At 71.6% G+C, this 23769-nt stretch carries 12 protein-coding genes and 5 pseudogenes; 4 read left to right on the top strand and 13 right to left on the bottom strand.

What is annotated here, in order from left to right; translation table 11 throughout:
- Nucleotides 1-39: 39 nt before the first annotated feature.
- Complete coding sequence (locus ACEXOX_RS33305; RefSeq protein WP_030018326.1) at nucleotides 40-1125, bottom strand: branched-chain amino acid aminotransferase; 1086 nt, start codon at nucleotides 1123-1125, stop codon at nucleotides 40-42.
- Between the two features lie 314 nt (nucleotides 1126-1439).
- Nucleotides 1440-2478 (bottom strand): annotated as a pseudogene (locus ACEXOX_RS33300) (3-isopropylmalate dehydrogenase).
- 129 nt (nucleotides 2479-2607) lie between these two features.
- Here ACEXOX_RS33300 and ACEXOX_RS33295 point away from each other — a divergent pair.
- Nucleotides 2608-4177, top strand: a pseudogene (locus tag ACEXOX_RS33295) (purple acid phosphatase family protein).
- 69 nt (nucleotides 4178-4246) lie between these two features.
- On the opposite strand, the gene ACEXOX_RS33290 reads toward ACEXOX_RS33295, so the two are convergent.
- Entirely contained in the window at nucleotides 4247-4378 is a 132-nt protein-coding gene (locus ACEXOX_RS33290; RefSeq protein WP_274535863.1) for a hypothetical protein, read from the bottom strand.
- A gap of 360 nt (nucleotides 4379-4738) precedes the next feature.
- Between ACEXOX_RS33290 and ACEXOX_RS33285 the strand changes: the two genes are divergently transcribed.
- Nucleotides 4739-5383 (top strand): Uma2 family endonuclease, encoded by a 645-nt coding sequence (locus ACEXOX_RS33285; protein WP_406524667.1) that lies wholly within the window; start codon nucleotides 4739-4741, stop codon nucleotides 5381-5383.
- A 67-nt stretch (nucleotides 5384-5450) separates the two neighbouring features.
- Here the strand turns inward: ACEXOX_RS33285 and pruA are convergent, their stop codons facing one another.
- Both pruA and ACEXOX_RS33275 read right to left on the bottom strand, forming a co-directional pair.
- Nucleotides 5451-7082 carry an L-glutamate gamma-semialdehyde dehydrogenase gene (gene pruA / locus ACEXOX_RS33280; RefSeq protein ID WP_406524666.1) on the bottom strand — a complete coding sequence of 544 codons (1632 nt, stop codon included), beginning with the start codon at nucleotides 7080-7082 and terminating at the stop codon, nucleotides 5451-5453.
- Between the two features lie 110 nt (nucleotides 7083-7192).
- On the bottom strand, nucleotides 7193-8119 hold the full coding sequence (locus ACEXOX_RS33275) for a proline dehydrogenase family protein (RefSeq protein ID WP_406524665.1): 927 nt from the start codon (nucleotides 8117-8119) through the stop codon (nucleotides 7193-7195).
- A gap of 264 nt (nucleotides 8120-8383) precedes the next feature.
- Here ACEXOX_RS33275 and ACEXOX_RS33270 point away from each other — a divergent pair.
- A pseudogene (locus ACEXOX_RS33270) lies at nucleotides 8384-9696 on the top strand (PucR family transcriptional regulator).
- A 662-nt stretch (nucleotides 9697-10358) separates the two neighbouring features.
- Here ACEXOX_RS33270 and ACEXOX_RS33265 read toward each other — a convergent pair.
- The 8 genes and pseudogenes from ACEXOX_RS33265 to ACEXOX_RS33230 form a co-directional block, all read right to left on the bottom strand.
- Entirely contained in the window at nucleotides 10359-11000 is a 642-nt protein-coding gene (locus ACEXOX_RS33265; RefSeq protein WP_406524664.1) for a TetR/AcrR family transcriptional regulator, read from the bottom strand.
- Nucleotides 11001-11228: 228 nt separating this feature from the next.
- Nucleotides 11229-12194, bottom strand: a complete 966-nt coding sequence (locus ACEXOX_RS33260; RefSeq protein ID WP_406524663.1) for a PRC and DUF2382 domain-containing protein — start codon at nucleotides 12192-12194, stop codon at nucleotides 11229-11231.
- 250 nt (nucleotides 12195-12444) lie between these two features.
- Nucleotides 12445-14037: a phosphoglycerate dehydrogenase gene (serA, locus tag ACEXOX_RS33255; protein WP_406524662.1), complete on the bottom strand. Its 1593-nt coding sequence runs from the start codon at nucleotides 14035-14037 to the stop codon at nucleotides 12445-12447.
- Nucleotides 14038-14336: 299 nt separating this feature from the next.
- A complete protein-coding gene (gene ilvC / locus ACEXOX_RS33250; RefSeq protein ID WP_406524661.1) occupies nucleotides 14337-15335 on the bottom strand; it encodes a ketol-acid reductoisomerase in 999 nt (332 codons plus the stop codon).
- A gap of 115 nt (nucleotides 15336-15450) precedes the next feature.
- On the bottom strand, nucleotides 15451-15975 hold the full coding sequence (ilvN, locus tag ACEXOX_RS33245; RefSeq protein WP_030018315.1) for an acetolactate synthase small subunit: 525 nt from the start codon (nucleotides 15973-15975) through the stop codon (nucleotides 15451-15453).
- 45 nt (nucleotides 15976-16020) lie between these two features.
- Nucleotides 16021-17885: pseudogene (locus ACEXOX_RS33240) on the bottom strand (acetolactate synthase large subunit).
- Nucleotides 17886-18093: 208 nt separating this feature from the next.
- Nucleotides 18094-21116 (bottom strand): annotated as a pseudogene (locus tag ACEXOX_RS33235) (putative bifunctional diguanylate cyclase/phosphodiesterase).
- 332 nt (nucleotides 21117-21448) lie between these two features.
- Entirely contained in the window at nucleotides 21449-22411 is a 963-nt protein-coding gene (locus ACEXOX_RS33230; protein WP_406524660.1) for a 2-hydroxyacid dehydrogenase, read from the bottom strand.
- An 87-nt stretch (nucleotides 22412-22498) separates the two neighbouring features.
- On the opposite strand from ACEXOX_RS33230, the gene ACEXOX_RS33225 reads away from it, so the two are divergent.
- Complete coding sequence (locus tag ACEXOX_RS33225) at nucleotides 22499-23491, top strand: aldo/keto reductase (protein WP_033037168.1); 993 nt, start codon at nucleotides 22499-22501, stop codon at nucleotides 23489-23491.
- Nucleotides 23492-23769 lie beyond the last annotated feature (278 nt).

Here is a 23769-nt window from a genome sequence, read left to right as displayed (position 1 = left end):
CAAGATGCCGGGCGGCCGTTCGGTGATCACGTACCGGGATCAGCCCAGCGGATGCATCCAGCCGTGCGTGTCAGGCGTGGCGCCGGTCTGGAGGTCCAGGAGGGCCTTGCGGAGTTTCATGGTGACCTCGCCGGGCTTGCCGTCGCCGACGGTCCAGGAGGCGGCCTCGGACTTGACGGAGCCGACGGGGGTGATGACGGCGGCGGTGCCGCAGGCGAAGACCTCGGTCAGGGAGCCGTCCTCGGTGGCGGCCTTCCAGTCCTCGACGGAGATGCGGCCCTCGGTGGCCTCGTAGCCGAGGTCGGTGGCGATCTTCAGGAGGGAGTCGCGGGTGATGCCGGGGAGGAGGGAGCCGGACAGCTCCGGGGTGACGATCTTGTTCCCGTACACGAAGTACAGGTTCATGCCGCCCATCTCCTCGATCCAGCGGCGCTCCAGGGCGTCCAGCCAGACGACCTGGTCGCAGCCGTGCTGGGCGGCCTGGGCCTGGGCGACGAGGGAGGCGGCGTAGTTGCCGCCGGTCTTGGCGGCGCCGGTGCCCCCGCGCACGGCGCGCACGTACTCCTGGGAGAGCCAGACGGAGACCGGCTTGACGCCACCGGTGAAGTAGGCGCCGGCCGGCGAGGCGATCACGATGAACAGGTACTCGTTGGCGGGCCGGACGCCCAGCCCGACCTCGCTCGCGATCATGAAGGGGCGCAGGTAGAGCGATTCCTCGCCATTGGTCGGCACCCAGTTCTTGTCCTGCTTGACCAGGGCGTCGCAGGCCTCGACGAACGTCTCGACGGGCAGCTCGGGCATTCCGAGCCGGCGGGCGGACGCCTGGAAGCGCCGGGCGTTGGCGTCCGGGCGGAAGGTGGCGACGGTGCCGTCGGGCTGGCGGTAGGCCTTCAGACCCTCGAAGATCGTCTGCGCGTAGTGCAGCGTCATGTTGGCCGGGTCCATGGACAGCGGGGCGTACGGCACCAGCTGGGCGTCGTGCCAGCCGCGGCCTTCGGTCCACTTGATCGTCACCATGTGGTCGGTGAAGTAACGGCCGAAGCCGGGGCTGGCCAGGGCCCGCTCCCGTTCCGCGTCGGAGAGCGGGTGGGAGGAGGGCTTGAGCTCGATCGTGGGCGTCGTCATGAGTGCGTGTCCTTCACCGGTGAGGTTGTGGGGCCGCGCTCACGAAGTCCTTGTCGGTACAGGACGTCCGGTATTTCCCCTCGTACAGCGGCTCCACGTTCGATTATCGCTCCCGAGGTACCGGGGAAGGAAATGCCGTGGTGCGGCGAGGGTGGGACGCCGTGGTCCGAAGGCGGATCCGTGTGCGCCTGCCAGGGGTCGATGGTCGCACCCAACCCGGCGGTAGCACAGTCGCGGACCTACGCGACAGCGCCGGGCGCAGGTGCGGCCCGGCGCTGTCGGTCGGCGCGTGTTCGCGCGGCGAGCGGCGGGCCTCAGCCCGCTACTCGTGCGGCGAGGGCGTCGCCGGTCTCGTCGGTGGTGCGGGGGTCTCGCCCGCTCCGCGAGGTCGGCGGCGACGGCCTCCTCGATGCGGGCCGCCTCGGCGTCGTACCCGAGGTGCCGCAGGAGGAGGGCGGTGGACAGGACGGTGGCCGTGGGGTCGGCCTTGCCGGTGCCCGCGATGTCCGGTGCCGAGCCGTGCACCGGCTCGAACATGGACGGGAAGGCGCCCGTGGGGTTGATGTTCCCGGAGGCGGCCAGGCCGATGCCGCCGGTGACGGCCGCGGCGAGGTCGGTGAGGATGTCGCCGAAGAGGTTGTCGGTGACGATCACGTCGAACCGCTCGGGCTGGGTGACGAAGAAGATCGTCGCGGCGTCCACGTGCAGGTAGTCGGTGGTGACCTCGGGGTACTCCTCGCCCACCTTGTCGAAGATCTTCTTCCACATGTGGCCGGCGTGCACCAGGACGTTGTTCTTGTGGACCAGCGTCAGCTTCTTGCGCGGCCGTGCGTCGGCCCGCTCGTACGCGTCCCGGACCACCCGCTCCACGCCGTACGCGGTGTTCAGGCTGACCTCGGTGGCGACCTCGTGCGGGGTGCCGGTGCGCAGGCTGCCGCCGTTGCCCGTGTACGGGCCCTCGGTGCCCTCGCGGACGACGACGAAGTCGATGTCGGGGCGGCCGGCGAGCGGCGTCGCGGTGTTCGGGAAGAGCTTGGAGGGGCGCAGGTTGACGTAGTGGTCGAAGGCGAAGCGCAGCTTGAGCAGCAGGCCGCGCTCCAGGATTCCGGACGGTACGGACGGGTCGCCGATCGCGCCGAGCAGGATCGCGTCGTGCTCCTTGAGCGACTCCAGCTCCGCGTCCGGCAGGGTCTCGCCGGTGGCGTGCCATCGCCGGGCGCCGAGGTCGTACTCCTTGGTTTCCAGCTTGACGTCCTGCGGGAGGGCCGCGCCGAGGACCTTGAGCCCTTGGGCCACGACCTCCTGGCCGATACCGTCACCGGGGATCACTGCGAGGCGAATGCTGCGAGACATGGCTGGACCCTACTCTCTGTCCCAGTGGTTGACACGTGGCGTCCGGGATACGGACAGGTGGACGGCCGGACACCTGCCGTTCACCCGCAGGGCCCCGCCCGGTCGGACAGTGGTGCGACGTTGCGCTCCATGGACACACCACGCGTGGGCATCCCCGAACCGCTCGCCGGCCGGATGAGCATGCCCGAGCAGCACGAGTACCTCCGCACGAAGCTGACCCGCCGCGGTCTGCTGCGCACCTCCGCCGCGACCGCCGGCGCCGTCGCGGGCGGCGGGCTGCTGGCGGGGCCCGCCCGGGCCGCCGCCCCCTCCCCACCCTGCTCTCCTCCCCCGCCACCGGCGCCGTGCACGGTTCGCTGGTCGCGCCGTTCGGCCGGCACCTGGCCTTCGGCGCCGACCCCCGGCACCAGATGCGCGTCTCGTGGCAGGTGCCGTTCGCGGTCAAGCGCCCGTTCCTGCGCGTGGGGCTGCGCCCCTGGGACCTGAGCCGCAAGATCCACGCCGAGGTGAGGGACCTGCACACGCCCGCGCTGAGCAAGAAACTGCCCGCGGTGGACCAGTACTACCTGCACGCCGCGCTCGACGGCCTGCGGCCCGGCACCACCTACTACTACGGCGTCGGCCACGACGGCTTCGACCCCGCCGACTCCCGCCACTTCGGCACCCTCGGCACCTTCCGCACCGCCCCGGCCCGCGCCGAACGGTTCGTCTTCACCGCCTTCGGCGACCAGGGCGTCAGTTACCACGCCCTCGCCAACGACCAGCTCATCCTGGGCCAGAACCCGGCCTTCCACCTGCACGCCGGCGACATCTGCTACGCCGACCCGGACGGCAGCGGCACCGAGCACGACACCTACGACGCGCGCCAGTGGGACCAGTTCCTCGCGCAGACCGAGTCGGTGGCCAAGACCGTGCCGTGGATGGTGACCACCGGCAACCACGACATGGAGGCCTGGTACTCCCCCACGGGTACGGCGGCCAGCGCGCCCGCTGGAGCCTGCCGGACAACGGCCCGGACGCCGAGCGGGCGCCCGGCGTCTACTCCTTCACCTACGGCAACGTCGCCGTCGTCGCGCTCGACGCCAACGACGTCTCGTACGAGATCCCCGCCAACCTCGGCGTCACCGGCGGCAGGCAGACCAAATGGCTGGACCGGAAGCTGGGCGAGCTGCGCGCCGCCAAGGGCATCGACTTCATCGTCGTCTTCTTCCACCACTGCGCCTTCTCCACCACCAACTCGCACGCCTCCGAGGGCGGGGTGCGCGACGCCTGGCTGCCGCTCTTCGAGAGGCACCAGGTGGACCTGGTGGTCAACGGCCACAACCATGTCTACGAGCGGACCGACGCCATCAAGGGCGGCCGGGTCTCCAAGAAGATGCCCATCGGCGAGACGGTGGACTCCTCGCGCGAGGGCATCGTGTACGTCACGGCCGGCGGCGCGGGCAAGTCGCTGTACGACTTCCCGGTGCCGGACAGCTACGAGGGCCACGTGAAGGACCTCGACCACGTGGACACGTACCACTGGGCCGAGGGCAAGGTGAAGGTCAAGGAAGCCGTGCAGTGGTCGCGGGTGCGCTACACCGGCTACTCCTTCATCGCGGTCGAGGTGCTGCCGGGGCACCGGCCCCGGATGAAGGTGACGGCCCTCGCCGAGTCGGGCGAGAGCATCGACCGCTTCGAGGTCACGCGGCGCCGCTGAGCACGGGCACGGGCGGGTGTGCCCGCGCGCTCGGCGCGCCGCACCCCGCCCGCCCGGGCGGCCCCGGGCTCAGTGCCCGGTCGAGCCGCCGTTGTCCCGGCGGTCGAGCGCCCGCTGGAGCGCCGCGGCGGCGTTCTTGCGGTCGGCCTCGCCGGTCGCGCGGGCGGAGTGACGGATCCTGCGGACAGCGGTCTTGGTCATGATGCGCCTCCAATGCCAAAGCCCCGAGAAGATGAACGGAAGCGTCCTTCCGGAAACGGCCGACATACGCGGGGGCCGCGGTGTCGGCAGGGATCACCTGCGCACACGCACCGGGCCGCACCCGCCCCGCCGCTCGATGGAGCGGAACGTTCGGCTCCTACAAAGCTAAGCCAGCATCGCCGTGCTGTCTGCACAATTACTTGGCCTTCCTACTATCTGAGACGGGCGATGGCCTGAGGTGCTCGTTCGAGTGATCATCTGCTGATCGGTCCCGTCGAGGAGACACGGCTGCGTAGCGTGACGATGTCGCTTGTACCACGGGGCCGGGCGCGCCCACACTTGAGGAGGAGGTGCTACGCCATGACTGTTCTCGCCCGTGAGGCGCCCGAGACTGCATCGGAGGCCCAGATGTCCCTGCCTGTTCTGGACGAGGTCCTGTGGGAGGCATGGAAGGCCATGAAACTCCCCGAGGGCTTCCACGCAGAGATCGTTGAGGGGTTCATCGAGGTGTCGCCTACCGGCCGCTCCAGCCACGGCATGATCATCAATCAGCTACGGGAGCACCTCGTGGCATATCTAGCCGGCAGCGATCACGCTTCGTTCCAGGAAATGAACGTGATGCACGGCCTGACCGTGTGGATTCCCGATCTTTACATCGCGCCCAGGGACATCGCGTCATGCGTTACCCCTGACGGTCTCGGTGTAGAGGCGTCTGCCGTGGCTCTTGTCGCCGAAATGGTGTCACCCGGCCACCGGGACAGGACACGCGATCGTGTGCGCAAGCGCCGTGATTACGCGCGCGCCGGAATCCCGATCTACGTCATCATCGACGACTACGACGAGCTGGGCACCGTAACCATGCTCAGCGACCCCCGCCCCGACGAGGCCAGGTACGCCGCCGAGCACCGCGTGCCTTACGGAACCAGCCTCACCATTCCCGAAGGGCCCGCCAAGGACTTCGTCATCGGAGAATCGATCACCGGACCGCTGCGCACCCGAAGCTGACGTCACGCCGACGGCCCGGCACCCCACCAAGGGAGCGCCGGGCCATCGGCATGACAGGGCTACCAGGTCAGCCCATGTGCGGGTACCGGTAGTCCGTCGGCGCGACCATCGTCTCCTTGATGGCGCGCGGCGACATCCAGCGGAGCAGGTTGAACTTCGAGCCCGCCTTGTCGTTGGTGCCCGAGGCCCGGCTGCCGCCGAAGGGCTGCTGGCCGACGATGGAGCCGGTGGGGCGGTCGTTGAGGTAGAAGTTGCCGGCCGCGAAGCGGAGCTTCTCGGAGGCGGCGACCAGGACCTGCCGGTCCTTGGCGAGGACGGCGCCGGTCAGGGCGTACGCCGAGGCGGACTCCATCTGCTCCAGCATCGCGTCGAAGTCGGCGTCCTCGTAGACGTGGACGGCGATGATCGGGCCGAAGTACTCGGTCTTGAAGACCTCGTTCTCCGGGTCCGAGCAGGCGATCACGGTCGGGCGCACGAAGTAGCCGACCGAGTCGTCGTACGTGCCGCCCGCGACGATCTCGCAGGTCGGGTCCTGCTTGGCGCGGTCGATCGCGGCCTTGTTCTTGGCGAAGGAGCGGTCGTCGATGACGGCGCCGATGAAGTTCGACAGGTCGCTGACGTCACCCATGGTGAGGCCCTCGACCTCCGCCACCAGGTCGTCCTTGAAGCCGTTCTCCCAGGTGGAGCGGGCGATGTAGGCGCGGGAGGCGGCCGAACACTTCTGGCCCTGGTACTCGAACGCGCCACGGGTGATGGCCGTCTTCAGGATCGCCGGGTCCGCGGTCGGGTGCGCGACGATGAAGTCCTTGCCGCCGGTCTCGCCGACCAGACGCGGGTACGAGCGGTAGTTCGTGATGTTCTCGCCGACCGCCTTCCACAGGTACTGGAAGGTGGCGGTGGAGCCGGTGAAGTGGACGCCGGCCAGCTCCGGGTGCGGCAGCGCGACCTCGGAGACCTCCTTGCCGTCACCGGTCACCAGGTTGATGACGCCCTTGGGCAGGCCGGCCTCCTCCAGGAGCTGCATGAGCAGGATCGCGGAGTGGGTCTGCGTGGGCGACGGCTTCCAGACGACGACGTTGCCCATCAGGGCGGGCGCGGTCGGCAGGTTGCCGGCGATGGCGGTGAAGTTGAAGGGCGTGATCGCGTAGACGAAGCCCTCCAGCGGGCGGTGGTCCAGGCGGTTCCAGACGCCGTTCGGCTGGACCGGCGGCTGCTCCTGGAGCAGCTCGCGCGCGAAGTGGACGTTGAAGCGCCAGAAGTCCACCAGCTCGCAGGGCGCGTCGATCTCGGCCTGCTGGGCGGTCTTGGACTGGCCGAGCATCGTGGAGGCGGCGATGGTCTCGCGCCACGGCCCGGACAGCAGGTCGGCGGCCTTGAGCAGGATCGCGGCGCGGTCGTCGAAGGACATGGCGCGCCAGGCCGGGGCGGCGGCCAGGGCGGCGTCGATCGCGTCCTGGGCGTCCTGGCGGGTGGCGTTGGCGTACGTGCCGATGACGGCCTGGTGGTTGTGCGGCTGCACGACGTCGAAGCGCTCGCCGCCGCCCATCCGCTTCTCGCCGTTGATGGTCATCGGCAGGTCGATCGGGTTGCCGGCCAGCTCCTTGAGCTTGGCCTCCAGGCGGGCGCGCTCCGGGGAGCCGGGGGCGTAGCCGTGCACCGGCTCGTTGTACGGGGCGGGGACGTGGGTCACGGCGTCCATGTCGGCCGTCTCCTTCGGTCGGGGGTGTGCGGGTGCGTCGAGTTGTGGGGCGCCGGGCCGCGTGCGGCGGCCCGGCGCGTGCGGTCCGGCCGCGGGGCCGGCCGCCCGGCTCAGCTCTTGGTGGCGAGCGAGCGCAGGAAGAACGCGAGGTTGGCGGGGCGCTCGGCGAGGCGGCGCATGAAGTAGCCGTACCAGTCCGTGCCGTACGGGATGTAGACACGCATCCGGTGCCCCTCGGTGACCAGGCGTTCCTGCTCGGTCTCGCGGATGCCGTACAGCATCTGGAACTCGTAATCGGCGGGCTTGCGGCCGAAACGGCGGCCCAGTTCCTGGCCGATCGCCACCATGCGCGGGTCGTGCGACCCGACCATCGGGTAGCCCTCGCCGGCCATGAGGATCTTCAGGCAGCGTACGTACGCCTTGTCGACCTCCCGCTTGTCCTGGAACGCGACCGTCGCGGGTTCCTTGTAGGCGCCCTTGACCAGGCGCACGCGGGATCCTTCCCCGGCGAGCGCGCGGCAGTCGTCCTCGGTGCGGAAGAGGTAGGACTGCAGGACCGCGCCGGTCTGCGGGAAGCGGGCGCGCAGTTCGCCGAGGATCGCCAGGGTGGAGTCGACCGTGGTGTGGTCCTCCATGTCCAGGGTGACTGTCGTACCGGCCTCGGCGGCGGCCTCGACGACCGGCGTGACGTTCTTCAGGGCCAGCTCGTGGCCGCCGGGCAGCGCCTGTCCGAAGGCGGAGAGCTTGACCGACATCTCGGCGCGCCCGCCCAGGCCCAGGTCCTTGAGGGCGGCGGTCAGCTGGAGGTAGGCGTCGCGGTTGCGCAGCGCCTCGGCCGGGTCGGTGATGTCCTCACCGAGATGGTCGAGGGTGACCTCCATCCCGCGGTCCGCCAGGGACCGCACGACGGCCATCGACGCGTCCAGCCGCTCACCGGCCACGAACCGGTCGACGACCGGACGGGTGACCGGGGCCGCCGAGACGACTCGGCGGATGCTGTCGCTGCGGGCTGCTGCGAGAAGCACGGGACCCAGCACGGGGCACCTCCACGATTCAAGATGACAAGCCGGGCGGGCGCCTGGCAGGCGGGCGCGACGGCGAGATGAGCCACCTGAAACTTAAGGATCTCGCCAGTTCGCGGCCATCGACAGCTGTCTGGCCTTCGTGGCCGGGATCTCAGACAGATGTATGACAATGGAGGGGACCACAACGGCACCGGAGGGCCCACCCTCCCCGGTGGTCGCACGGACGGCAACGGCCGTACGGTTCGGGGGCGCCGTCGGAAAGGAGTCACGCGGCCTATGCGGGGCGATTACCAGCAGCTCGTGGACGAGATCTCGGCCGCCCTCGGCGCCCCGGCGACCCTGGAGGACCGCGACTTCGGCCTGATCGCCTTCGGCGCGCACGAGGGCGACGACGACCTGGTCATGGACCCCGTACGGACCCGTTCGATCCTCCAGCGCCGCTCGACGGCGGCGGTGCGGGCCTGGTTCGAGGCGTTCGGCATCGCCCGCGCGAAGACGGCGCTGCGCATCCCGCCCGACCCGGCGGCCGGGGTCTTCAAGGGCCGGATCTGCCTGCCCGTACGCCACCGCGGCATCGTGCAGGGGTACGTCTGGCTGCTGGACGACGGCCACTTGACCGATCTGGAGCTGGGCGGGGGCGGCGCGCCGCCGGACCCCGTATCGAGCAGGCGATGGAGTCGGCCTCCGGCATCGGCGCCCTGCTGGCGGCGGAGGCCCGCGCGGGCGCCGAACTGGGCGACCTGCTGCGCACGCTGCTGGTCTCGCGTCCCACGGAGCGCACCGCCGCGGCGGCCGCGCTGCGCGACGGGCTGCGGTCAGCGGCGGACGCGCCCCTGCTGGTGGTCGCGGTGACGCCGTGGGACGTGCCGGAGGCCGATCACGCACCGCTGCCGAACCTGCCGGGGCTGCTGGCCGCCTGCACGCTGCCCGCCGCGAACGGGGCGGCCGAGGAGGCGCCGGGCCCGGCGGCCCCGAGTGGCACGCCGGCCGCTTCCGGAGGGCGGCGCTCCGCTCCCGTTCCGCCGATGCGGGCGACCGCCGACGCTCCGTCGCTGGCGGCTCTCGTACGGCTGCGTTCGCCGTCGGCCCTCGCCGCGGCCCATACGGTGGCCGAGCACCTGCTGCGCTCGCCGCGCGCGGGCGGCGGGCCGGCGCCGGGCGGGGTGGATGCCCGTACGCTGCCCGGGGCCGCCGGACTCGGCACGCCCGTACGGGACTTGGCCGGTCTGCCGACCGCCTGGCACGAGGCACTGGCCGCGGCGCGGGCCGCGCGCGCCGAGCCCCGGCTGGGTCCGGTGGCCGAGTGGGACACCATCGGCGCGTACCGCCTGCTGACGGGTCTGCCGTCGGTCGAACCGGACCCGCCGGTACGGCCGCTGCTGGCCCCCGCGCACAGTGAACTCGCCCGTACCGCCGAGGTGTTCCTCGACTGCGCGGGGCAGGCGGGCCGCGCGGCCCAGGCGCTCGGCATCCACCGGCAGACGCTGTACTACCGGCTCGGCCGCGTCGAGAAGCTGACCGGCCTCGACCTGGACGAGGGCGGTGACCGCCTGCTGCTCCACATGGCGCTGAAGACGGCACGGCTGTGAGGCGTCCGCCACCTGCGGGTCCGTGGGGCGTCGGCGGCACTGCCGGGGCCTGCGCGGCGGGCGGACGGCCGCGCAGGGGCCGGGTGACGGGCCGCGCCGTTCCCGGGCGTCCGGGAACAGGGGTTTGTTGAGTACTGGACAGACGGCGGGTCCGGACGGACGATGAGACCCTGCGGCCGGTACCCGTCGCGAGAACGAGGTACCCGCGAGGGATGCGGCCGCCGCCGGGAGAAGAACCGGAACCGGCGGCGACCGACTGCCGGGTGACGGGGCTCCTCTTCCCCCTCGCCTGGCACTGTCCGCCCTTCCTGGCGGGCCGGGGGCGCGCGGGAGGACCCCTGGCTGAGAGGTACCGGGAAGGGCGGGGCCGGAGGCGCGTGTTCGCTGCGTGGCGCGGATCTCCGGCCGGTCTTGGGTGCGTACTGCTCGGCGACCTCTGGGTCTGGGAGATCCGGGCCCGGCGGCATCTGCTGCCTGGTCCGTACGGCGAGCGTAGAGCGCGGCGGCGCGACCGGACAAGTGCCGGTCGGTCAAATACCGAACGCTCTCGGCCGGTTGGCCGGTACGGGCCGTCATCGGCCGGGACCTTGGGCGGCCCGGGTGCGGTCGAAAAGCGGGCGGTCAGAGCTCGGCGAGCAGGCCCGCGGGCGGCTCGGGTACGGTCAGGGGGCGGGCGTTCCGCCGCCCGCGCGCTCCTCCCCCGGTCCGTGCGCCGTGGCCGGGAGCACCGTTCCGGAGAGCACCCGCCGCATCGCCTCCACGAGGTCGCCGCCCGAGGGCAGCGCCGCCGGAGAGACCAGGGACTGCACCATCAGGCCGGTGAGCAGCGCCTGGTAGAAGGAGCCGACGACGCGCGCCGACTCCGCGTCCACCTCGGTGTCCGGCACGTTCTCGAAGACCGCGACCAGCCCTTCGCCGCCCTCCGGCAGGACCGTGGCCAGCGCCGCGCGGAGTTCGGGGTCGCGGGGCAGCAGGCCGAGCACCTCGACCTGGGAGGCCACGAAGTCGCGCTGCTCCAGGAAGCTCCGCAGGATGCGGTCCCACACGGCCGCGAAGCGCTCCACGGGATCACCGGCCGGCTCCCCGCCGTCGGCCTCCTCCGGACCGGCGAGCCCGGCGCCCCACTCCTCGACGGACTCCACCAGCGCCTGGTGCATCAGGACGTCCTTGGAGCCGTAGTGGTAGCCGATGGACGCCAGGTTCGTGCCGGAGGCGGCCACGATGTCGCGGGCGGTGGTGCGCGCGTACCCCTTTTCCAGGAGGCAGCGCTTGGCCCCTTCCAGCAGGTCTTCACGGTGTCCCATGCGGTCAGCCTATGCCCGGCGGGCAGCGGTGCCGGACGGGGTGCACCGGGCAGGCGCATGGTGTACGGGCGGAGCCCGGCTCGCCGGCGGTGGTACGGAGCCCGGCGCGCTCGGAGCCCGGCCCGCCGAGGGCAGTACGGCACCCGGCCCGCCGCGCGGTGGCTGCGGCGGGCCGGGCCCGTGGAGCGGCGGACTGCCGAAAGCGGCGGCGCCCGGAGGGCCGGCGGTCTACCGGCCCCGGTCGGTGCCCGGGCCGCCGCGGCCCCGCTCGGGCCCCTGGCCACGGCCCCGGCGGTCGCGCCGTCCGGTGCCCTTGCCGTCGTCGAACTCCACCTCTTCCCGGTGGACCTCGGTGTTGACCTCCTGCTGTTCGGTGACCCGCTCGGTCTCCAGCCGGATCCGCTCGACCGGCACGTTCTCCTTGCGGACGACGACCTGCTCCTCGTAGAGCGTGACGTCCAGCTCACCGTCGCTCAGCTCGGGCTGCCGGCCCCGCCCCTTGCGGCGGTCCTCTTCGCTGATCTTCTCGCGCGTGATGCGGGCCTCGTCGTGGCTGACGGGTACGGAGCGGTGCACCTCGCCGGTCGTCACGTGCTTGCGCAGCCGGGCGTGGCCGCTCTCGTGCGCCTCGGTGCCGATCTCGACGTGCTCCTCGGAGATGAGCATCTCCGGGTTCTGCTCCTTGGACCGCGCGGCGTCGTCCCGGCCGCGGGACATGGCCATCGCCCCGGCCCCCGCGCCGGCCAGCGGCGCGGACTCGGTCCGCTCCCGGCGGCGCTCCTCGGGCGGGCGCATCCCGGCCGCGCCAGCGGTGCCCATTCCGGCGCCGGCGGCCGTGGTCCGGCCCGGGACCGTGCCGGTCGGTGCGGTGCCCGGCCGGGACATCCCGTAGTGCCGGTAGAGCCGTTCCTCCTCGGCCGGTTCCAGGTGCCCGTCCGCGTCGATCCGCGGGGCGTCCTTGATCTGCTCCTTCGTGTACGGAACCTGCAGTTCGTCGCCCACCCGCCGGCCTCCGGCGAGCGGTACGAAGGTCTCCTTCATGCCGAACAGGCCGGTGCGCACGGTGATCCACTCGGGCGCGTCGGTGGCGTCGTCCCGGTAGATCTGCTGGACCGAGCCCACCTTGGTGCCCTCCGGGTCGACCACGTTCTTGCCGGCCATGTCCTGAAGGTTCTCACCCAGGGGTGCGTTCATGGCGTCGCTCTCCTTCCGCACGCGCCGGCAGGGGGCACGTGCAGTTCCCATTGCGCGCCGCGGCGCGGCGCGCAGCGAGTCGGAAAACCCCGGAACACCGGCTCGGCGGCGAGTTTGCGGGGCGTCCGGCTTCGGTCCGCACTAGGCCGAACGGGTGATGGGCCGACTGCTCCCCCGCCCGCACGGCAGCGGGCCCGGGCTCCCGCCGCAGCGGGGCCCGGGCCCGGTGGGGTACGGGTACGGCCGTACCTCAGTCCGCGAGGTTGACCGCGCGCGCCGAGGTGGCGCCGATCTCGTCGGCGATCTCGGCGAGCACCGGCGCCGGGATCGTGTCGTCGACGGTCAGCGCGACCAGCGCCTCGCCGCCCGCGTCGGCCCGCGAGACCTGCATGCCCGCGATGTTGATGTCCGCCTCGCCGAGGATCCGGCCCAGCGTGCCGACGACGCCGGGGCGGTCGCCGTAGCGCAGGAAGGCCATGTGGTCGGCGAGCGCCAGGTCGATGGAGTGCTCACCGACCGCGACGATCTTCTGCTGGTTCTTGTTGCCCGCCAGGGTGCCGGAGATGGAGATCTCGTCGCCGCCGGACAGGGTGCCGCGCACCGTGACCACGTTGCGGTGCTCGGCCGACTCGCTGCTGGTGGTCAGGCGCACCTCGACACCGCGCTCCTGCGCGAACAGCGGGGCGTTGACGTACGAGACGGTCTCGGCCACCACGTCCTGGAACACGCCCTTGAGCGCGGACAGTTCCAGCACCTTGACGTCGTGCTGGGTGATCTCGCCGTACACCTCGACGTCCAGGCGGACCGCCACCTCGCCCGCCAGCGCGGTGAAGATCCGGCCCAGCCGCTCGGCCAGCGGCAGCCCCGGCTTGACGTCCTCGGCGATCACGCCGCCCTGGACGTTGACGGCGTCCGGCACCAGCTCGCCGGCCAGCGCCAGGCGCACCGACCTGGCGACCGCGATGCCCGCCTTCTCCTGCGCCTCGCCCGTCGAGGCGCCGAGGTGCGGGGTGGCGACGACCTGGTCGAACTCGAACAGCGGGGAGTCGGTACAGGGCTCGCTGGCGTAGACGTCCAGGCCCGCGCCGGCCACCCGGCCCTCCTTGAGGGCGCTGGCCAGCGCGGTCTCGTCCACGATGCCGCCGCGCGCGGCGTTGACGACGCGCACCGTCGGCTTGACCTTGTGCAGCGCCTCGTCGCCGATCAGGCCGAGGGTCTCGGGGGTTTTGGGGAGGTGGACGGTGATGAAGTCCGCGACCTCCAGCAGCTCGTCGAGGGTGACCAGCTTGACGCCCATCTGCGCGGCGCGGGCCGGCTGCACGTACGGGTCGTAGGCGACGATCTTCATGCCGAAGGCCGACATCCGCTGCGCGACCAGCACGCCGATCCGGCCGAGGCCGACCACGCCGAGGACCTTCTCGGACAGCTCGACGCCGGTGTACTTGCTGCGCTTCCACTCGCCGTTCTTCAGCGCGGTGTTCGCCTGCGGGATGTTGCGGGCCGTGGCGAGCAGCAGGCCGCAGGCCAGCTCGGCGGCGGTGACGATGTTGGAGGTCGGCGCGTTGACGACCATCACGCCGGCCTTGGTGGCGGCGGAGACGTCGACGTTGTCCAGGCCGACACCGGCCCGGGCGACGACCTTGAGCTTGCGGGCGGCGGCGATGGCCTCGGCGTCGACCTTGGTCGCGCTGCGCACGAGGATCGCGTCGACGTCGGCGATGGCGGGCAGCAGCTCGGCCCGGTCGGCGCCGTTGCAGTGCCGGATCTCGAAGTCCGGACCGAGGGCGTCGACGGTGGCGGGCGACAGTTCCTCGGCGATCAGTACGACAGGTTTCGAGCTCACGTGGTCTTCAGTCCTCACTAGTCCTGGGGGCCCCACCCGTGCCCCTGATGGCTACGGGGAGGACGGCCGTCCCGACGGCCGAAGGCGGTGAAGGGGGCAGCCGCGTGGAAGACGCACGACGCTGTGAGCCTGACGCGCTTGTGGTGTGCAGTGTAGTGCTGGCTTCCGGCCGTTCATCCGCCGTTTCGGAAGGATCACCCGGTCGTGGTGCGACGCGGTGGACAACACCATGGCGGGGGCCGGGCGCCGGACGCGGCGAACGGGGCCGCGGCGACTGCCGCGGCCCCGTGCCGTACGGCTCACTGCTCGTCGTCGACCCAGCTCATCAGCTTGCGGAGCTTCTTGCCGGTGGTCTCCAGCAGGTGGTCCTCGTCGGCCTTCTTGTACTCGTTGTACTTGGGCAGGCCGGCGTTGTACTCCGCCATCCAGTTGTTCGCGAAGGTGCCGTCCTGGATCTCGGCGAGCACCTTCTTCATCTCGGCCTTGGTGGCGTCGTTGACGATCCGCGGGCCGGTGACGTAGTCGCCCCACTCGGCGGTCTCGGAGATCGACCAGCGCATCTTCTCCAGGCCGCCCTCGTACATGAGGTCCACGATCAGCTTCAGCTCGTGCAGGCACTCGAAGTAGGCGATCTCCGGCTGGTAGCCGGCCTCGACCAGGGTCTCGAAGCCCGCCTTGACCAGCGCCGAGGCACCGCCGCAGAGCACCGCCTGCTCACCGAAGAGGTCGGTCTCGGTCTCCTCGGTGAAGGTGGTCTTGATGACGCCGGCGCGGGTGCCGCCGATGCCCTTGGCGTACGACAGGGCCAGCGCGAAGGCGTTGCCGGAGGCGTCCTGCTCGACGGCCGCGATGCACGGCACGCCGCGGCCCTCCTCGTACTGGCGGCGCACCAGGTGGCCCGGGCCCTTGGGGGCGACCATGCACACGTCGACGTTCTCCGGCGGCTTGATGAAGCCGTAGCGGATGTTCAGGCCGTGGCCGAAGAACAGCGCGTCGCCGTCCTTCAGGTTGTCCTTGACGGACTCCTCGTAGACCTTCGCCTGGATCGGGTCCGGCACCAGGATCATGATGACGTCGGCCTCCGCCGCCGCCTCGGCCGGGCTGACCACGCGCAGGCCCTGCTCCTCGGCCTTGGCCTTCGACTTCGAGCCCTCGTGCAGACCCACCCGGACGTCGACGCCCGAGTCGCGCAGGGAGAGGGCGTGGGCGTGGCCCTGGCTGCCGTAGCCGAGAACCGCGACCTTGCGGCCCTGGATGATGGACAGGTCGGCGTTGTCGTCGTAGAACAGCTCGGCCACTTCGGGTATCTCCTTGGATCTAGCTGGTTGCCCGACACATTACGTCGGGCTCGTGAGGAAAGGTTCGGGGGTCTCGCGATACGGTCCGGGCGGGCCCCGGGAGGGCGCGGACGGCTCAGGCGGAGCGGTCCAGGGCCCGCAGCGAGCGGTCCGTGATGGAGCGGGCGCCGCGCCCTATGGCGATGGTGCCGGACTGCACCAACTCCTTGATGCCGAACGGCTCCAGCATCTTGAGCATCGCTTCGAGCTTGTCGCTGCTGCCGGTCGCCTCGATGGTCACCGCGTCCGGGGAGACGTCGACGGTCTTGGCGCGGAAGAGCTGGACGATCTCCACGATCTGCGAGCGGGTCTCGTTGTCGGCGCGCACCTTGGCCAGCACCAGTTCCCGCTGGACCGCGGCGCCGGGCTCCAGCTCGACGATCTTCAGCACGTTGACGAGCTTGTTGAGCTGCTTGGTGACCTGCTCCAGCGGGAGCGACTCGACGCTCACCACGATGGTGATACGGGAGATGTCGGGGTGCTCGGTGACGCCCACGGCGAGCGAGTCGATGTTGAATCCGCGGCGGGAGAACAGGGCGGCGATCCGGGCCAGGATGCCGGGGGTGTTCTCCACCAGGACGGAGAGCGTGTGCTTGGACATGGTCGGTCTTCTCTCTTCTATCCGCGTGTCTCGCGTCCCGGCGTCTCAGTCGTCTTCGTTGTCGCCGAAGTCCGGGCGGACCCCGCGGGCCGCCATGACCTCGTCGTTGGAGGTGCCGGCCGCGACCATCGGCCAGACCTGGGCGTCCTCGTGCACGATGAAGTCCACGACCACCGGGCGGTCGTTGATCGCGTTTGCCTTGGCGATGACCGCGTCCAGCTCGGCCGGGTCCTCGCAGCGCATCGCGACGCAGCCCATCGCCTCGGCCAGCTTCACGAAGTCCGGGACGCGGGTGCCGCCGCCGGCCACCTCCGCGGTGGCGAGGCAGTCACTGGGGCCGCTGTGCAGGACGGTGTTGGAGTAGCGCTGGTTGTAGAACAGGGCCTGCCACTGGCGGACCATGCCGAGGGCGCCGTTGTTGATGATGGCGACCTTGATCGGGATGTTGTTCAGCGCGCAGGTGACCAGTTCCTGGTTGGTCATCTGGAAGCAGCCGTCGCCGTCGATCGCCCAGACCGTACGGTCCGGCCGCCCGGCCTTGGCGCCCATGGCGGCCGGCACGGCGTAGCCCATCGTCCCGGCGCCGCCGGAGTTCAGCCAGGTGGACGGAGTGTCGTAGTCGATGAAGTGGGCGGCCCACATCTGGTGCTGGCCGACGCCCGCCGCGTAGATCGTGCCCTCGGGGGCCAGCTCGCCCAGACGCTGGACGACCTGCTGCGGGGCCAGGCTGCCGTTGTCGGGGTGGCCGTAGCCCAGCGGGTACGTCTCGCGCCAGCGGTCGAGATCCTTCCACCAGGCGGTGTAGTCGCCGGTGCGGCCCGCCGCGTGCTCGGCCTGGAGGGCCACGACCAGGTCGGCGATGACCTCGCGGGCGTCGCCGACGATCGGCACGTCGGCCGCGCGGTTCTTGCCGATCTCGGCCGGGTCGATGTCGGCGTGCACGACCTTGGCGAACGGGGCGAAGGAGTCCAGCTTGCCGGTGACCCGGTCGTCGAAGCGGGCACCGAGCGCGACGATCAGGTCGGACTTCTGCAGGGCGGTGACGGCGGCGACCGTACCGTGCATCCCGGGCATGCCGACGTGCTGCGGATGGGTGTCGGGGAAGGAGCCCAGGGCCATCAGGGTGGTGGTGACGGGCGCACCGGTCAGTTCGGCCAGCACCTTCAGTTCGGCGGTGGCACCGGACTTCATCACGCCGCCGCCGACGTACAGGACCGGACGGCGGGCCTCGGTGATCAGCCGGGCGGCCTCGCGGATCTGCTTGGCGTGCGGCTTGGTGACCGGGCGGTAGCCGGGCAGGTCGGTGTGCGGCGGCCAGGTGAAGGTGGTCTGCGCCTGGAGGGCGTCCTTGGCGATGTCCACCAGGACCGGTCCCGGGCGGCCGGTGGAGGCGATGTGGAACGCCTCGGCAATGGTGCGGGGGATCTCGGCCGCGTCGGTGACCAGGAAGTTGTGCTTGGTGATCGGCATCGTGATGCCGCAGATGTCCGCCTCCTGGAAGGCGTCGGTGCCGATCGCCTTGGAGGCGACCTGACCGGTGATCGCGACCATCGGGACGGAGTCCATGTGGGCGTCGGCGATCGGGGTGACGAGGTTGGTGGCACCGGGTCCGGAGGTGGCCATGCAGACGCCGACCTTGCCAGTGGCCTGCGCGTAGCCGGTGGCTGCGTGGCCGGCGCCCTGCTCGTGGCGGACCAGGACGTGGCGGACCTTCGAGGAGTCCATCATCGGGTCGTACGCGGGGAGGATGGCGCCCCCGGAATGCCGAACACGGTGTCGGCCCCGACCTCTTCGAGCGAACGGATGAGGGACTGCGCGCCCGTGACGTGCTCCACGGCGGTCGCGGTCGCTCCGCCGGAGTTACGGGCCCGCGGCTGCGGATGGTGGGCCCCGGTGGCCTGCTCGGTCATCTGCGTCTCTTCTCGAAGCTGAGGGTTTTGGCGGGGTATGGGGGTAGTTATGCAACAAAAAACCCCTCGTGCCGTGAGGCAAGCGAGGGGAGCGCGCCGGTGCGGAGCGCTGGGTTTCTTGAGTGACCCAGCTTCAGCCGACGCGCTGTCCAAGTACGAGAATTCGGGTGCGCATGGAACTGACCCTCCCCCTGCTGCCAGGGGAGTGTCAAGTGGGTGGGACGGAGGTCTCACTATTTGGGCGCAGCGGAGGCCTGGCCAGCGCGGCCTCCGCCCCGTCCCGGCCGTCGCCCGGCCCGAATCGCCTGGGCAGTTCGCCCAGCACCCGTCCGGGTGACACCGGTTCGCGCCCCTTCTTGACGTGACGCACCGGCAGGCCCGTACCGCTGAGCACCACCGCCCGGCCCTCGCTCCCCGGGCCCGGCACCGGATAGCCGCCCTGCGTCAGCGCGCGGCGCAGCCGGTGCTCGTCCAGCGGCCCGGAGAAGGCCATGCCCTGGCCGTGCGTACAGCCCATGGAGCGCAGCGCGACGATCTGCTCGGGCAGGTCGACGCCGTCGGCGACGGACTGCATGCCGAGGTCGGAGGCGATCCGCAGCAGCCCCGAGGTGATCTTGTGCAGCCGGGCGGAGTCCACCACCCCGTCGACCAGGTCGCGGTCCAGCCGCAGCACGTCGACGGGCAGCCGCCGCAGCGCTCCGATGGCGGCCGCGCCGCTGCCGAAGCCGTCCAGGGCGATCCGTACCCCCAGGCGGCGCAGGGCGACCAGGCGGCGCTCCAGCTCCTCCAGCGGTATCCGCGGGTCGGTGTCGGACAGCTCCAGGACCAGCGACCCGGACGGCAGGCCGTGCCGGGACAGCAGGGCCTCGATGCTCTTGGGCGGCAGCGCCCGGTCGAGCAGCCGGTGGGCGGAGATCCGGACGGCCACCGGGACCGGGTGGCCCGCCCGGTGCCGGCCGGCGGCCTGCTGCACCGCCTCCTCCAGCTGCCAGCGGCCCAGCTCGGCGCTGCGGTCGCCGTCCTGCTTGAGCCGGCCGCGGTCGCCGACCCGCAGGAACTCGGCGGGGGTGAAGAGTATGCCCTGGGCGGAACGCCAGCGGGCCAGGGCGGCGACCGCCGTGATCCGGCCGCCGGCCAGTTCCACCACGGGCTGGTGGAGCAGCGCGAACTCGCCGTCGTGCAGGGCGGTGCGCAGCTTGGTGGCCAGCTCGGCGCGGTGCACCACGTCGGCCTGCATCTGTGGCGCGTACAGCTTGACGCAGCCCTTGCCGGCCTGTTTGGCGCGGTACATCGCCAGGTCGGCGTTGCGCATAAGGGGGCCGGGGGTGATGCCCGGCTCGGCGAAGGCGACGCCGATGCTGGCGGCGACCCGTACGTCCCGGCCGTCGATCTTGTACGGGTCGGAGAGCCGGATGCGCAGCCGGTCGGCGACCTCCAGGATGCGGTGCTCACGCGCCGCGTGGTCGCGGGAGCCGTCGCCCATGATCAGCGCGGCGAACTCGTCGCCGCCCAGCCGCGCGGCGGTGTCTCCGGCCCGTACGGATTCGGCCAGTCTGCGGGCGGCCTGGATCAGCAGCTCGTCGCCCGCCTGATGGCCGATGGTGTCGTTCACCTGCTTGAAGCCGTCCAGGTCGATGTAGAGCACGGCGGTGCCCGGATCGGTGGCGCGGCGGCCGGTCAGCGCCTGGCTGACCCGCTCGGTGAACAGGGCCCGGTTGGGCAGGTCGGTGAGCGCGTCGTGCGAGGCGTTGTGCTGCAACTGTGCCTGGAGGCGGACGCGTTCGGTGACGTCGCGGGAGTTGAAGATGAGGCCGCCGTGGTGGCGGTTGACGGTGGACTCGACGTTGAGCCACTTCTCGCCGCCCGCGCGGTGTTCGCCCGCGCGGAAGCGGCACTCGATGCGGGTGGTCGGTTCGTCCTCGGGCCGGGCGGCGAGGAATCTGCGCACCTCGTGCACCACCCGCCCCAGGTCCTCGGGATGGATGAGTGAGGCCAGCTCGGAGCCGATCAGCTCCTCCGCGTCCCGGCCGTAGACCCCCGTGGCGGCGGGGCTGACGTAGCGCAGTATCCCGGTGGGCGCGGCGATCATGATGACGTCGCTGGAGCCCTGCACCAGCGAGCGGAAGTGGTTCTCCTTCTGGGCCAGTTCCTGCGTGAGGGTGATGTTGTCGAGCAGCATGATGCCCTGGCGCACGACGAGGGCGAGGACGACCGTGCAGCCGGTGAAGAGCACCACGCGGTCGATGCGGCGGCCGTCCAGGACGTTGTACAGAATGCCCAGGGTGCAGACGGCGGCGGCCAGGTACGGGGTGAGGGCGGCCAGCGAGCCCGCGATGGGCCGGGTGGCCGCCGCGGTGGCCGCGGGGGTGCCCGTGGCCGGCGGGGTGCGGGGGCGGCGCGCTCGGGAGCCGCCGCCGCGGTGTCGCCGCCGGGCAGCCGCCGGGCCACCCAGGGCGCGTACGTGAGCAGCATCGAGCCGGCGAACCAGCCGGCGTCCAGGATCTGTCCGGAGCGGTAGTGCTCGCGCAGCAGCGGCGAGCTGAACAGCGCGTCGCACAGCACCGTCAGGGCCAGCGCCGCGATGGCGGTGTTGATGGCCGAGCGGTGCGCCGAGGAGCGCTTGAAGTGCAGGGCGAGCACCATGCTCACCAGCACGATGTCCAGCAGCGGGTACGCCAGCGCGAGCGCGCCCTGCGGCACGCTCTGGCCCTGGAAGTGCGCGGTGTGCGCGAGCGCCAGGCTCCAGGAGAGCGTCAGCAGCGAGCCGCCGATCAGCCAGGCGTCCAGCCCCAGGCACACCCAGCCGGCCTTGCTCACAGGCCTCTTGGCGAGCACGAGCAGGCCGACGATGGCAGGTGGCGCGAAGAGCAGGAAGCAGAAGTCCGCGAGCGACGGGCTCGGCACCGGCGCGCGCAGCACGACCTCGTACCAGCCCCAGACGCCGTTGCCGATCCCCGCCATCGTGGAGGAGGCGGCGAACAGCAGCCAGGCGGGTCGAAACCGGCCGTGGTGCGTGCGGGCGTACAGGAAACAGGAGACGGCCGCGGCGAAGGCGGCCACGCTGAGGCCGAAGTCGCCCATGAAGAGCGCCAGTTCGGGAGAGCCCCAGCCCAGGGCGGCGCCCACCGCGTAACCGCCGCAGACGACCGCGAGCACGACCTGCGGGACCACACCCGGTGCGCCGCCGGTCTGCACCGGCGGCCGGGCGAGGACCGCGCCCGTGGCGCTCACCGCCCTCTCCTCCCGCCCACCGCGCGGCATCGTCGTGGCCGGTGCGCGCACGGCGCCCGGCGCGCCCATGGACCCGGAGGTGTCCCCCGGGGGATTGCGGAGTGCCTGTCCCGTGCGTCGTCCATCGGCCGTACATCGCCCGTCGCCCCCCTCGGTTCCGGTCTTTCGCGCTGCGCCGCAGCACTGCCCGGCGCTGTCCCCGCTCGGACGATACACCAGTTTCGTCACTCAGGGACATAGCTTCTCTACGCAGCGTGACTGTCGGTGGGATGCGGATACCCAGTGCAGTCGTACGGCCCCGTAGAGCTACCCGCAAGAGGGCCGGGAAGGTTTCACCCGGCCGTAGCCACGACGTTGCACAAGGGATCACCGGAGGCGAAACGTGTCAGCTGATCCCTGATGAGGCGCTTCGCGCGGGGCAGGAAGGCAGAGCTGGGGCCTCCGACGTGGGGAGTGACGAGCACGCCGGGAGCGTGCCACAGCGGATGTCCCGCGGGCAGCGGTTCCGGATCGGTGACGTCCAGGGCCGCCCGCAATCGCCCCGATTCGAGTTCGGCCAGAAGCGCCTTCGTGTTGACGACGGCGCCGCGCGCCACGTTCACCAGCAGCGCACCGTCCTTCATTCGGGCCAGGAAATCGCTCCCGACCAGGCCGCGGGTGGCGTCGGTGAGCGGCGTGGCGATGATCACGACGTCCGCCGCGGGCAGCTCGGCGGGCAGGTCGGCGAGCGGAAGCACGGGCCCGCGCACGGTCTCACGTGCGGTGCGCGCAATGCGCGCCACCCGCGCGCACTCGAAGGGTGTGAGCCGGTCCTCGATCGCACTGCCTATCGATCCGTACCCCACGATGAGCACCGTCCTGTCGGCGAGGGCGGGCCGGAATCCGCCGAGCCACCGCTCCTCGTCCTGGCCCCGGACGAATTCCGGAATGCCGCGCAGCGAGGCGAGCGTCAGGGTGAGCGCCAGCTCGGCCGTGCTGGCGTCGTGCAGTCCGCGGGCGTTGCACAGGTGTGTCCCCGGCGGCAGCTGGGGCAGGGCGGGCAGCATGTGCTCGATGCCGGCGGTCAGGGTCTGCACGGCGCGCAGCCCGGTCATCTCCGTCAGCGGGCGTAGGCACACCTGCGGATCCTTCATGTACGGGACCACGTAGAAGGCGCAGCGGGCGGGGTCGGCGGGGAACTCCGGCCCGGCGTCCCAATGGACGTAGTCGAAGCCGTCCGGCAGTCCGCCGATCTCGGCGGCGGGGATCGGAAGCCATACGTCGTTCGCGGCGGTGCGCGGGTCTGCAGGTGCCATGGCCCGAGGCTATGCGATGCCCTCCGGCCTCAGACGTTAGTTTGGTCAGGCCCTTGATCGGGGGCGAGGGGATGGAGGCACGACCACGTGGAGCGCAGGACAATCGGGGCTACAGCGCTCGAAGTGGGTGCAATCGGACTCGGCTGTATGCCGATGAGCTGGGGATACACCGAGTCGCAGCGCAACGGCGAGACCTCGCTGCGCACCGTGCACACCGCGCTCGACCAGGGCTGCACCCTGCTCGACACCGCCGACATGTACGGGCCGTTCACCAACGAACTGCTGGTCGGGCGGGCCCTGAAGGAGCGCCGCGCGGAAGCCTTCGTCTCCACCAAGGTCGGACTCCTGGTGGGCGAGCAGCACATCGTCGCCAACGGGCGGCCCGGCTACGTGAGACGGGCGTGCGACGCCTCGCTGCGCCGCTTGCAGACCGACTGCATCGACCTGTACCAGCTGCACCGCACCGACCCCGAGGTACCGATCGAGGAGACCTGGGGCGCGATGGCGGGGCTGGTGGCCGCCGGGAAGGTGCGGTCGCTGGGGCTGTGCGCGGTAGGCGCGCGCGCCGGGCGCCGCCGGGGCACGCGGCTGTACGACGGGACGCTGCGGCAACTGGAACGCATCCAGCAGGTGTTCCCGGTCAGCAGCGTGCAGGCCGAGCTGTCGGTGTGGTCGAAGGAGGCACTGGAGACGCTGCTGCCGTGGTGCGTCACGCGCGGCGTGGGATTCCTCGCGGCCATGCCGCTGGGCAACGGCTTCCTCACCGGCACGCTGACCCCGGGGCAGGGCTTCGAACCGGAGGACATACGGGCCCGGCACCCGCGCTTCACGGCCGAGATGATGGCCGCCAACCAGCCGGTGGTGGCCGGACTGCGCCGGGTGGGCGCGCGGCACGGGGCCACGCCGGGGCAGGTGGCGCTGGCGTGGGTACTGGCGCAGGGGCCGCACGTCGTGCCCGTGCCGGGGACGAAGAAGGAACGCTGGGCCGCCGAGAACGCGGCGGCGGCCGGGCTGACACTGGACCGCCGGGACCTCGCGGAGATCGCGGCGCTGCCGCCGGCCCGGGGGTCGTGGGACTAGCGGCGGGGGCGGAGCTGCGAGGTTGGGGCGGTGGGGGCCGGGTGACGGGTCGGGGACGGGAGTGACGTTTCCGGGGGCGGGCGTGGCGCGGTGGCGGGTCCGGAACCGGGTGTGACGGGGTGGCGGTTCCGGGCCGGGCCGGGCGGGTCCGGGCCGGGCGTGATGGGGTGGCAGTCCGGGACGGCGGGGCCGGATCGACGGGTCCGGGGCGGCCGGGCCGGAGTGGGGGCCTGACGTGAGGAGTGCGGTGTGGTGTCGTAAGGCGGGTTCCGTCGACG

It is taken from the genome of Streptomyces sp. Ac-502, assembly GCF_045222935.1.
GTDB classification, from domain to species: domain Bacteria; phylum Actinomycetota; class Actinomycetes; order Streptomycetales; family Streptomycetaceae; genus Streptomyces; species Streptomyces monomycini.
The sequence above is the reverse complement of the archived record's forward strand: the minus strand, read 5'-3'. Positions and strand labels throughout refer to the sequence as shown.

Bases quoted from the DNA above. Each gene is read 5' to 3' on its own strand.
- ilvN (WP_030018315.1), bottom strand. From the start codon at position 15,975: ATGTCCAAGCACACGCTCTCCGTCCTGGTGGAGAACACCCCCGGCATC.
- ACEXOX_RS33305 (WP_030018326.1), bottom strand. From the start codon at position 1,125: ATGACGACGCCCACGATCGAGCTCAAGCCCTCCTCCCACCCGCTCTCC.
- ACEXOX_RS33230 (WP_406524660.1), bottom strand. From the start codon at position 22,411: ATGGCACCTGCAGACCCGCGCACCGCCGCGAACGACGTATGGCTTCCG.
- ACEXOX_RS33265 (WP_406524664.1), bottom strand. From the start codon at position 11,000: ATGGGACACCGTGAAGACCTGCTGGAAGGGGCCAAGCGCTGCCTCCTG.
- ACEXOX_RS33285 (WP_406524667.1), top strand. From the start codon at position 4,739: ATGACTGTTCTCGCCCGTGAGGCGCCCGAGACTGCATCGGAGGCCCAG.
- ACEXOX_RS33290 (WP_274535863.1), bottom strand. From the start codon at position 4,378: ATGACCAAGACCGCTGTCCGCAGGATCCGTCACTCCGCCCGCGCGACC.
- ACEXOX_RS33260 (WP_406524663.1), bottom strand. From the start codon at position 12,194: ATGAACGCACCCCTGGGTGAGAACCTTCAGGACATGGCCGGCAAGAAC.
- pruA (WP_406524666.1), bottom strand. From the start codon at position 7,082: ATGGACGCCGTGACCCACGTCCCCGCCCCGTACAACGAGCCGGTGCAC.